The sequence below is a fragment of the Brachybacterium sp. ACRRE genome, assembly GCF_022346485.1.
GTDB classification, from domain to species: domain Bacteria; phylum Actinomycetota; class Actinomycetes; order Actinomycetales; family Dermabacteraceae; genus Brachybacterium; species Brachybacterium halotolerans.
The window spans coordinates 1-10133 of record NZ_JAKRMO010000093.1; the positions used below are offsets into that span (position 1 = coordinate 1).

Genomic DNA, 10133 nt, shown 5'->3' on the forward strand with positions numbered 1-10133 from the left:
TCGCGGGCCTGACGGTCGTGGACCATGCGCACGGCACGGTCACGGAGCTCTGGGCTGAACTTCTTGGGCATACTCCGATTCTCCTTCGTGAGACTCGGAACGGAACCCAGGGCGCTTCACTTCGCCGAAAAACAGGCCGCGAGACGGCGCGAGTTCGAGTCGCAGAACCGTTTCAGGGGCGCCGTTGTTCAGGCCAACTGCGGTTCTGGTGGTCTTTCCCAGGTTGCCCAGCCAATGCGCTTCGAGAGTTGCGGATCGGGCGTGGTCGTAGTGGACGACATCTCCCGTCTCCAAGGCCATGTGGTGAGTGAAGGACCACGTGTCCTTCTCTGCGGAGTAGATGGTGGTCATCCCTATGGGGTTGGTGATCTGGTGGAAGACCACGATTCCTCGTGGCAGCGTTGTGTCTGTCCCGGGGTGAGCGAACACCGCCTTGATCGCGCCGCGCTGGTTGTCGTGCTTGGCGGCGAGCAATGCCCCAATGTGTTCGCTGAGCAGCTGCGCATTCGTCGCATCCTGATGGGCGAGTGCGGCCACAGATGCCGTATCCGTGTAGCGACGCTCGGTGATGGGGAGGAACGGCTGCGACGGCGGGTTTTGTTCAGCGTGCTCCAGACGGGCAAAGCGGTCGAGAAAATCGCCCATGCGAACGGTTTCCTCGAACCCTCGAGCCGAAGGCGCACGATCCTGGGCGTCCAGACCGAGATCGGGGTGCTCCTTCCGGATACGCTCGAGGATCCACCCGTCGGGAGGAAGACGCCACCCGGGACTACCTGTCTCTGCTCGCCATCGAGAAACACTGCGATCGACAAGGTTCACAGCAAGATGGATCCGAACATGCATGAGCTCACTGCGCGCGACGACACCTACGAACTTGTCGGGAGAAGAGGACTGCAGACGCTCGAGCTTGCTGCGTCGCGGGGCAGTGCGCGCCCACCAGGCGACGACATCGTCACTGTGGGGTACCAACGGGTCGTCGTGGTCTATCCCGGAGGCGAAAGCATGGCGGGCGCAGGAAGTCTTGCCCTCGGGCAGTGGCCGTGAGCAGCGCTCATTCAGACACACACGGACGTTCAGCATGCGGGTGTATCTCTTGAATCTCATCTGGACATCACCTGACGCGGTCGACGCAGTCATTCTACGGAGGGGCCGCACTACCCTGTTGTCGCGGTGCCGAGTGCTCGCCCCACCCTTCGCATGGCTACGATCGACCCACCGACGACGAGGGGATCCATCATGTGTGGACGGTTCGTGCTCGACTTCGAACTGGGCATTATTTAGCGGACGCAACAGGGCAGGCTGAACCTTGTTTCTGCCTTTGAGGGTTCGGCTGGGTTCCTTTCAATGGTCTGCCGGGGCTCTCGATCAGTCACGTCATCGCCGGGCAGATCCAGATGCTGCATCGCCGCTGGCAGAGTCCCAGTCCCGCGCACGTCGACGAAGGCAGAATCTGCCCCCGTCTGGCCAGGCTTGATGCATCATTGTTGCAACGGATGCAATACTGGCGTCGTGGATCAGAACCGCCCTGGTGTATCTCCGCTTCGCGAGCTCCGCAACGTGCGTGCGCTGGACGAGCATCGCTTCGTGTTCGACGCGATGCTCTCCGGTTGGGCGGATCAGCAGAGCAGCCGAGGGCTCTCCGAGCGGACCATCGGGAGTAGGGAGCGAGTCGTCCGGTCTTTCGAGGAGTTCGCTGGCCGATACCCGTGGGAGTGGTCTCCTGGAGATCTTGAGGACTACACCACGCGCGTAATGTCGCGGACGCATCCGGCGGCTCGGTCCACGATCCGGGGCTACCACTCGATCATCCGTCTGTTCTGCGACTACCTCACCGACCCTCGCTACCAGTGGTCGGTGGATTGCGAGGAGCGGTTCGGAACGACGCCGCAGCAGGTCTGCCATGAGTGGAACACGCTCGCACATTTGCTCGGCTATGAAGGACGCGCACAGCGGCGCGCTCTGACCTACGACGAGCTCGAGACGTTCTTCTCCGCGGCCGACCAGCGAGTCGAAGTCATCCTCCGACGCGGTCGAAAGGGGGCCCTGGCGGCGCTGCGCGATTCCCAGATTTTCAAGACTATCTACGCATACGGGCTGCGTCGCGCCGAGGCGGTAAGGCTAGATGTAGCGGACCTGAGGCCCAACGGTGCGGCCCCGCGGTTCGGACGCTTCGGAGCCGTGGAGGTGCGCTGGGGGAAGGGAGCTCACGGATCGGGCCCAAGGCGCCGCTCGGTGCTCACACTTCCCGAACTCGACTGGATCACGGAAGGTCTGGCCCAATGGATCGACCAGGCTCGTCCCCGCTTCACTACCGAATCAACGGGCCCCCTGTGGCTGACCGAACGAGGAACTCGGGTCTCGTTGCGCTACATCGACCTTCGCTTCGCCCAGATCCGCGACGAAGCCGGGCTACCCGGGGAGCTCAGCGTGCACGCTCTACGCCACACCTACGTCACGAACCTCATCGAGTGGGGGTACGCCGAAAAGTTCGTGCAGGATCAGGTCGGACACGCCTACGCGTCCACCACCGCGATATACACCTCTGTCGGCGACGACTTCAAAAACCGCATGATCAGCCAAGCACTCTCACGCATCTACGGAGGAAACCATGCCGACGGCTCCCACACCTGACGCCCCGATCACCTGGAAGCTGCGCCAGATCATGGCTACCTCGGGGATGTTCAACACCACCGATCTGATCGACCCCCTACGAGACCAAGGCGTACAGCTCTCCCGCGAACAGATCTACCGCCTCGTAACCAAGACTCCCGAGCGATTGAACGTCGAAGTGCTCGCCGCACTCTGCCGAATCCTTGACTGCACTCCAAACGACCTCATCGAGATCCCCCAGGTCCAGGTCCAGCGACCACGCCGAGCAGCAGGAGCAGCGCAGCACACCGGGCTGGTTGTGACTGAATCGCCCCGGGTCTGGTGGAGGCTCTGATCCCACGGGAGGATGAGGAGCATGGCAGCACCGAGGAAGTACCCGGACGAGCTTCGGGAGAGGGCCACGAGGATGGCCGTGGACGCGCGACGGGATCCAGCGACGAGGTCGGGAACGTTCCGCCGCGTGGGCGAGCAGTTGGGGATCAATCCCGAGACGCTGAGGAACTGGGTCGTGCAGGCCGAGATCGACGAGGGGCACCGTCCCGGGACGACGACCAGCGACGCTGAACGGCTCGCTGAGCTGGAGAAGGAAGTGCGCGAGCTGCGCCGCGCGAACGCGATCCTGAAGTCGGCCTCGGCTTTTTTCGCAGCGGAGCTCGACCGCCCACCGCGTTGATCGTGACGTTCATCGACCAGCACAACCATGAGTTCGGCGTCGAGCCGATCTGCCGCACGCTCACCGCAGCGGGCACCCAGATCGCGCCGAGCACCTACTACGCCTTCAAGACCCGCCCGCCCTCGAAGCGAGCGATCCGTGACCGGGAGCTGCTCGTGCACATCCGGCGCGCGCATGCGGAGAACTTCGGGGTCTACGGCGCGAAGAAGCTCCACGCCCAGTTGCGCCGGGAAGGCATCTCGGTCGCGCGCTGCACCGTGGAACGACTGATGCGGGCGGAAGGGCTGCGCGGGATCAGCCGCGAGAAGGGCCCGCGGACCACGCTCCCCGGCGACGGCCCAGACACTCGTCCTGACCTGGTCGATCGCGACTTCACCGCCACGGCCCCGAACCAGCTGTGGGTCGCGGACATCACCTACTGCCGCACCTTCGCCGGCTGGGTCTATGCCGCGTTCGTCATCGATGTGTTCTCCCGCCGCGTGGTCGGCTGGCAGCTGTCGAAGTCGCTGCGGACCGACCTCGCCCTGGACGCACTGGAGATGGGGATCTGGACCCGCGAGCACGCAGGCCACGACATCTCCGGGCTCACGCATCACAGCGACAAAGGCGTCCAGTACGTCGCCGTCCGCTACACCCAGCGCCTCGCGGAGGCCGGCGCGGTCGCATCTGTCGGTTCGACTGGCGACTCCTATGACAACGCCCTGGCCGAGGCCTTCAACTCGCTGTTCAAGGCTGAGCTGGTCCGCAACCGCGGGCCCTGGACGGGCATCGACGAGCTCGAGATCGCGACCGCGGAATACATCGACTGGTTCAACCACCGACGACTCCACGGCGAGATCGGCATGATCCCGCCCGTCGAACTCGAGGAGAACTACCATCACCACCAGACCGCTCCGGCGACCGCCGATGCGGCACTTGCGAGCCTCTAACAAACCCGGGGCGATTCAAAACCTACGAGCACAGCTTCCTGCCGAAGATCGGCCCCTGGGCGCTGTACGGGCTGCTGTTCACCATCGTGCTGCTGTTCGCTCTCCAGGGCGACGCGATCCTCTCCGCCCCGGGAGACGTGGCCCGCATCGCCCTGCCGCTGCTGGTCTACTTCGTGGTCATGTTCCTGGGGTCCTTCCTGCTCGGACGGGCGATCGGCCTGAATTACGCCAAGTCCACGACCGTCGCGTTCACCGCCTCGGGCAACAACTTCGAGCTCGCGATCGCCGTCGCCATCGGCACCTTCGGCGTCACCTCCGGCCAGGCCCTCGCCGGTGTCGTCGGCCCCCTGATCGAGGTCCCGGTCCTCGTCGCCCTCGTCTATGTCGCCCTCGCGATGGGCCGCCGGCTCTTCCCCGGCGACGCGACCGTTCCCACCCGATGAACCAGCAGAGAGATCGAGTCGCCATGACCGCGAAACGCCCCGCAGTCCTGTTCGTGTGCGTGAAGAACGGCGGCAAGTCCCAGATGGCGGCCGCCCTCATGCGCCATCACGCCGGAGATACCGTCGAGGTGCACTCCGCCGGCACCCGCCCCGGCACCGCCATCAATGCCCAGTCCGCGGAGGCGATCGCCGAGGTCGGCGCGGACATGTCCTCCGCCGTCCCACAGCCGGTCACCTCCGAGCTGCTGCGCAGCGTCGACCACGTGATCGTCATCGGCGGCGAAGCCGTCATCGAACCCGTTGAGGGAATGACCGCGCCGGTCACCACCTGGCACACCGATGAGCCCTCCCAGCGGGGCATCGAAGGGATGGAGCGCATGCGCCTGGTGCGCGACGACATCGACGCCCACGTCCGCGCGCTCCTGGCCGACCTCACCCAGTCCCCGAACTGACCCCCAAGCACCTAGGAGATCCCATGCTCACCACCTCCACGACCTCGCACCCCGCGGTCATCATCGGTGCTGGACCCATCGGTCTGGCCGCAGCCGCCCACCTCTACGAGCGCGACCTTCCTTTCATCGTCCTCGAGGCCGGGCCCGCAGCCGGAGCGGCGATCACCAGCTGGGGGCACACCCGGCTGTTCTCCCCGTGGCAGTACAACCTCGACCCCGCCGCACAGCGCCTCCTCGAAGCCAGCGGCTGGACCGCCCCCAACGCCGAGGCTCTGCCGACCGGTCACGAACTGGGCGAGCAGTACCTCGAGCCCCTCGCGCAGCTTCCTCAGCTCGCCGAGTCGATCCGCTACGACGCACGTGTCACCGCTGTCTCCCGCGCCGGCATCGACAAGACCCGCACCGCACGCCGCGAGGAGACCCCCTTCCTCGTTCGGATCGAGACCACCGACGGGCACAGCGAAGACGTCCTCGCCTCTGCTGTCATCGATGCGTCCGGCACCTGGTCCACTCCCAACCCGCTGGGTCAGGCTGGGCTCCTCGCTCCCGGTGAACGACAGGCCCTCGCCGCGGGTCGCATCACGCCACCGCTGCCCGACGTGCAGGGCCGTGATCGCGAGCGCGTCGCCGGCAAGCGAGTCATGGTGACGGGTGCCGGCCACTCGGCCGCCAACACCCTGCTGGACCTCGCAGAACTGGACGCTGCCACCACGATCATCTGGGCCGTCCGCACCGCTGACCTCTCTAGCGTCTACGGCGGCGGTGAGCAGGACGAGCTCGCAGCGCGCGGGGCACTCGGCTCCCGGCTGCGCAAGTTGGTCGACTCCGGGCGCATCGAGGTCCTCACCTCGTTCACCATCACTCGCTTCAGCCTCGAGGACTCGTTGACCGTTCATGCGGTGACCCCGGACGGGGAGCGAGAGGTGAGCGTCGATGTACTGGTGCCGGCCACCGGGTTCCGCCCCGAGCTCGGGATGCTCTCCGAGCTCCGTCTGGACCTGGACCCGGCGGTCGAAGCCCCCGCACAGCTGGGACCGCTCATCGACCCTGAGTTCCACTCCTGCGGATCCGTCGAGCCCCACGGGGAACGCGTCCTCTCCCACCCGGAGAAGAACTTCTACATCGTCGGCATGAAGAGCTACGGCCGCGCCCCCACCTTCCTCATGGCCACCGGCTACGAGCAGGTCCGCTCCATCGCGGCAGCCCTTGCCGGCGACCGCGAAGCAGCAGACGCGGTCCACCTCGAACTGCCCGAGACCGGGGTGTGCACCACCGACCTCGGCGGCAGCTGCGACGCCCCCGCGCCAGCCGACGACGTCTGCTGCTCCTCCAGCCCGCAGATGATCGAGTTGTCTGTCGGTCGCTGACCTCACGAAAGGGCACGTTGCCCGCCGTGAGTCACTCCGGCCTCCGCGCCCCACATCTGAGGAATAGTGCATCGACGAATAAATCTCTCCCCCGGCAATCCGGGCAGTCTCAGGTTTCATGCTCCAGGTGGGCTGCTGCTCGACGCACCATCGGCCCACGAAGATTCTCTATCGCGGCCGACATGCACTCCATGAGAGTCGGGGGCTGCCGCACGATCAGGTGACAGTTGGGGTGTCAGGCCGCGAGGCTCACGGCCGGGTTCATGATGGTCTCGTATTCGATGGGGGTCAATCGGTCCAGGCGGGCCTGTCGGCGTCGTCGGTGGTAAGTCCTCTCGATCCAGGTGATGATTGCGATGCGGAGCTCTTCTCGGGTCCGCCAGCGCTTGCGGTCCAGGACGTTCTTCTGAAGTAGCGAGAACAACGATTCCATCGCGGCGTTGTCGCCAGCAGCACCGACCTGGCCCATCGATCCGATGAGGTGATGACGGTGCAGGGCGTGCACGAACTTCCGGGACCTGAACTGGGATCCTCGGTCCGAATGCACGATGCAGCCGGCGGCGTTGCGACGCCTGGATATCGCGTTGTCCAGGGCAGTCACCGCCAGTCGGGCCTTCATCCGGTCACTGATTGAGTAGCCCACGATCCGACCGGAGAACACGTCCTTGATCGCGCAGAGGTAGAGCTTGCCCTCATCGGTCCAGTGCTCGGTGGGGGGCACCTCCCGCTTGCGGGGGAATGTCGGTCAGCCAGAGTTCGTTGACGTCATCGGCGGTGAAGTCTCGCTTGACGAGGTCATCATGGACCGGCGGGCCGGGCCGCTTCCCGTTCTTGCCGCGCTTCTTCCCGAACACGGACCACCAGCGGTTGTCCCGGCAGATCCTCCACGCCGTCCGTTCACACATCTCCTCACCCGACTCGGCGGCTTCGCCGACCAGGAACCGATAGCCGAACTCGGGGTCATCGAGATGGGCGTCCAACAGGGCGTTGGCTCGGTAGGCCTCGACCATCTCGGCGTTGGTGACCTGCTGCTTCCGCCAGCGGTAGTAGGGCTGGCGGGAGAGCTTCAAGACCCGCAGGGACACCGCGACGGGGATGCCGTCAGCGGCGAGCTCGCTCACGAGCGGGTAGAACCTTTTCCCGGCAAGTTCGCCTGGGACAGGTAGGCGGCGGCACGGCGCAGGACCTCGTTCTCCTGCTCGAGCAACCGGATCTTCTTGCGGGCATCGCGCAGCTCTGTAGATTCCTCCCGACTCTTTCCGGGGCGGTTGCCGTCGTCGATGTCGGCTTGGCGGATCCATTTGTGGAGCGTCATCTCGTGGACGCCGAAGTCCTTCGCGATCTGCGCGATGGTGACGCCGTCCTCACGGGACCGGGCCACTCGCACGACATCGTCGCGGAACTCCTGCGGGTAGGGAGCGGGCATGGTGCACATCCTTCCAGGCCGCCCAGTGGGCAAGCCAGATCAGATGTCACCTATCCGTGCGGCAGCCCCTCGCGTCGGCTTCGGGGCTGGCCGGTAATCCAGCCGCGAACGGTGACTGTAGATCGTACTCAAGTCAGCGTCTGAGGAGGCGGGCGAAGAACCCGGGGCGGGGGGCCTTGCCGGTGTGTCCGGGGCAGCGGTCTCGGGGTGCGACGTTCTTCATGACCTGGTCGACGTGCTGTCCGCAGCCGGCCCAGGTGGTCTTGCCGCAGGTGCGGCAGGTGGTGGCTCTGCACATGGGGTTCTCCTAGCGGTGATGGCGGGGTGGTTCAAGCGGCCTGCGTGGGTGCCTTCTCGAAGAGGGCTGAGAGGGAGGGGTCCGGTGAGACGCGGTTCCAGGGCATCTTCGAGAGGACCGAGGCCATGGCGCAGGAGTCGCTGAGGGCGGAGTAGGTTAGGCCCGCGCCGATGGCGCCGGCGAGCAGTCCCAGGCGGGGGTGGATGAGCTGACCGGCCAGGGTGCCGAGCAGGACGAGGGAGCCGGCCGTCATGCGGACCTGGCGGTCCATCGCCCAGCGGGTTCCGCGGCGCACCACGGTTCCGCCGGCTGCCTGGTAGGTGGCGATGCCGCCCTCGAGGACGTCGACGGTGTCGAAGCCGGCCTCGTGCAGGGCCGAGCAGGCCTTGCTCGCCCGGGCGCCGGACTGGCAGACCAGCACGACGTGGTCGTGCATGCGCTCGGCGAGGTCGGCCGTGTGCTCGGTGAGCAGGTCCAGGGGCACGTTGTAGGAGCCGCGGATGTGGGTGGTCTCGAACTCGCCCGGGGTGCGGACGTCGACGATCATCAGCTCCGGATCCTCGGAGAGGCGTCGGGTGAGCTCGGCCGGCGCGACGGTACGGGGCGCGTTCTGCAGGGCGGTGGTCATCGGGCATCCTTCCCAGTGGTGGCGAGGTCGTGCTGCTGCGCGGTCCAGCGGGACCAGCCGGCGTAGCTGCCGTCGAGTTCGACAACGTCGTAGCCGGCGCGGCGCAGGGTGGAGGCGGCCACGGAGTTGCGCAGTCCGGACTGGCAGAACGTGATCAGCCGGCCCGCCTCACGGTCGGGCAGGTCGTCCTGGTGGAAGAGCACCTTCCCGGCGGAGAGCTGCTCGGCACCGGGGACGGTCCCGTCCGCGTGCTCGCTGCGGTTGCGCACATCCAGCAGCAGAGCCGTGGAGTCTTCGGCGCGCAGCTCCTCCAGGTCGGCCGGGGAGACCACCGCGGGGACCGTGGTGGGCAGGCCGTCGAGGGAGGTGACGTAGCCGGTCAGGGAGTCCACCCCGACCCGCACGAAGTGATCGCCGTACTCGGTGGCGGTCTCGGCGTCCTCGGCGAGGACGACGAGCTCGGCGTCATCGGTCTCGGGGTCGAAGGCCCAGGCAATGTGGGTGGCGGCCTTGCCGAGCGAGGGGAGGCTCAGCGCGCCAGGCACGGTTCCGGTGTGGACCTGGTCCACGGGACGGGTGTCGATGAGGGCGTAGGTGCCGTCCTCGAGCCCGCGGGTGAGCTCGTCGACGCCGACCTCTCCCGGTGTGGGGCGATCGCCGAGGATGGCGGGACCCTGCTTGTTCTGGCGCTTCATCCGTGCGAAGTAGGCGTGCGCGTCGGGCTGCCCCTCGAGCAGCTCGTCGATGAAGCCCTGCTCGTCGTCGTGCTCGAGGTAGGGCGCCCACCAGGCGAACTTCCGCTCATAGCCGACGGTCGTCGACGGCAGAGCGCCGAGCGCCTTGCCGCAGGCCGATCCGGCGCCGTGCCCGGGGAAGACCTGCACATGGTCCGGCAGGGTGAGGAAGGCGCTCTTCAGCGAGGCGAACAGCTGCTTGGCACCCTCGAACCGGGTGTCCTCCATACCGGCGGCCTCGTCCAGCAGGTCCGGGCGGCCCAGGTCCCCGGAGAACACGAAGTCGCCGGTGAGGTAGTAGCCGGGCTCCTCGGTGAAGGCCCCATCGGTCACCAAGTAGGACAGGTGCTCGGGGGTGTGGCCCGGGGTGTGGCGGGCGGTGACGGTGATGTTGCCCAGCTGGATCGTGTCGCGATCGTGCAGCAGCTCGGCGTCGAAGCCGTAGGCCCAGTCCTCCCCACCCTCGCCGGAGACGTACGCGGTGGCGCCGGTGGCGGCGGCCAGCTCACGGGTGCCGGAGAGGAAGTCGGCATGGATGTGGGTCTCGGTCACCGCGGTGATGGTCATCCCGTG

10 protein-coding genes, 2 pseudogenes and 1 other annotated feature are annotated in these 10133 nt (G+C 66.6%); of the genes and pseudogenes, 7 read left to right on the top strand and 5 right to left on the bottom strand.

The genetic code is table 11. The features are described from left to right. Positions 1-39 precede the first annotated feature (39 nt). Entirely contained in the window at positions 40-645 is a 606-nt protein-coding gene (locus MHY49_RS17855; RefSeq protein ID WP_239206401.1) for a hypothetical protein, read from the bottom strand. Between the two features lie 180 nt (positions 646-825). On the opposite strand from MHY49_RS17855, the gene MHY49_RS17860 reads away from it, so the two are divergent. The 7 genes and pseudogenes from MHY49_RS17860 to MHY49_RS17890 all read left to right on the top strand — a co-directional run bounded on the left by MHY49_RS17860 (position 826) and on the right by MHY49_RS17890 (position 6474). After that, complete coding sequence (locus MHY49_RS17860) at positions 826-1044, top strand: hypothetical protein (RefSeq protein ID WP_239206403.1); 219 nt, start codon at positions 826-828, stop codon at positions 1042-1044. A gap of 465 nt (positions 1045-1509) precedes the next feature. Further along, positions 1510-2631: a tyrosine-type recombinase/integrase gene (locus tag MHY49_RS17865; protein ID WP_239206405.1), complete on the top strand. Its 1122-nt coding sequence runs from the start codon at positions 1510-1512 to the stop codon at positions 2629-2631. Beyond that, positions 2609-2944: a helix-turn-helix transcriptional regulator gene (locus tag MHY49_RS17870; RefSeq protein ID WP_239206407.1), complete on the top strand. Its 336-nt coding sequence runs from the start codon at positions 2609-2611 to the stop codon at positions 2942-2944. Before MHY49_RS17865 ends, MHY49_RS17870 begins: the two co-directional genes overlap by 23 nt. A gap of 21 nt (positions 2945-2965) precedes the next feature. Then, positions 2966-4212, top strand: a protein-coding gene (locus MHY49_RS17875; RefSeq protein ID WP_239206409.1) for an IS3 family transposase whose coding sequence is annotated in 2 segments (ribosomal slippage) — positions 2966-3251 and positions 3251-4212 — 1248 coding nt in all. Because the reading frame shifts where the segments join, the coding sequence is not laid out codon by codon here. Further along, positions 3244-3372, top strand: a sequence feature (AL1L pseudoknot). Its footprint overlaps the gene before it by 129 nt. Before the next feature lie 23 nt (positions 4213-4235). After that, positions 4236-4655, top strand: a pseudogene (locus MHY49_RS17880) (arsenic resistance protein); the annotation flags it as partial. A 23-nt stretch (positions 4656-4678) separates the two neighbouring features. Then, complete coding sequence (locus MHY49_RS17885; RefSeq protein WP_239206411.1) at positions 4679-5107, top strand: low molecular weight phosphatase family protein; 429 nt, start codon at positions 4679-4681, stop codon at positions 5105-5107. 23 nt (positions 5108-5130) lie between these two features. Continuing rightward, on the top strand, positions 5131-6474 hold the full coding sequence (locus MHY49_RS17890) for an FAD-dependent oxidoreductase (RefSeq protein WP_239206413.1): 1344 nt from the start codon (positions 5131-5133) through the stop codon (positions 6472-6474). Between the two features lie 235 nt (positions 6475-6709). On the opposite strand, the pseudogene MHY49_RS17895 reads toward MHY49_RS17890, so the two are convergent. The 4 genes and pseudogenes from MHY49_RS17895 to MHY49_RS17910 all read right to left on the bottom strand — a co-directional run. Further along, a pseudogene (locus MHY49_RS17895) lies at positions 6710-7900 on the bottom strand (IS3 family transposase). A gap of 133 nt (positions 7901-8033) precedes the next feature. After that, a complete protein-coding gene (locus MHY49_RS17900; RefSeq protein ID WP_239206415.1) occupies positions 8034-8198 on the bottom strand; it encodes a hypothetical protein in 165 nt (54 codons plus the stop codon). A 31-nt stretch (positions 8199-8229) separates the two neighbouring features. After that, on the bottom strand, positions 8230-8826 hold the full coding sequence (locus MHY49_RS17905; protein ID WP_239206417.1) for a rhodanese-like domain-containing protein: 597 nt from the start codon (positions 8824-8826) through the stop codon (positions 8230-8232). Beyond that, the coding region (locus tag MHY49_RS17910) for an MBL fold metallo-hydrolase (RefSeq protein WP_239206419.1) at positions 8823-10133 on the bottom strand (1311 nt) is incomplete at its 5' end. The genes MHY49_RS17910 and MHY49_RS17905, both read right to left, overlap by 4 nt.

Excerpts from the sequence above, each read along its gene's own strand:
- MHY49_RS17855 (WP_239206401.1), bottom strand. The coding sequence starts at position 645 with ATGGGCGATTTTCTCGACCGCTTTGCCCGTCTGGAGCACGCTGAACAA.
- MHY49_RS17860 (WP_239206403.1), top strand. The coding sequence starts at position 826 with ATGGATCCGAACATGCATGAGCTCACTGCGCGCGACGACACCTACGAA.
- MHY49_RS17870 (WP_239206407.1), top strand. The coding sequence starts at position 2,609 with ATGCCGACGGCTCCCACACCTGACGCCCCGATCACCTGGAAGCTGCGC.
- MHY49_RS17885 (WP_239206411.1), top strand. The coding sequence starts at position 4,679 with ATGACCGCGAAACGCCCCGCAGTCCTGTTCGTGTGCGTGAAGAACGGC.
- MHY49_RS17890 (WP_239206413.1), top strand. The coding sequence starts at position 5,131 with ATGCTCACCACCTCCACGACCTCGCACCCCGCGGTCATCATCGGTGCT.
- MHY49_RS17900 (WP_239206415.1), bottom strand. The coding sequence starts at position 8,198 with ATGTGCAGAGCCACCACCTGCCGCACCTGCGGCAAGACCACCTGGGCC.
- MHY49_RS17905 (WP_239206417.1), bottom strand. The coding sequence starts at position 8,826 with ATGACCACCGCCCTGCAGAACGCGCCCCGTACCGTCGCGCCGGCCGAG.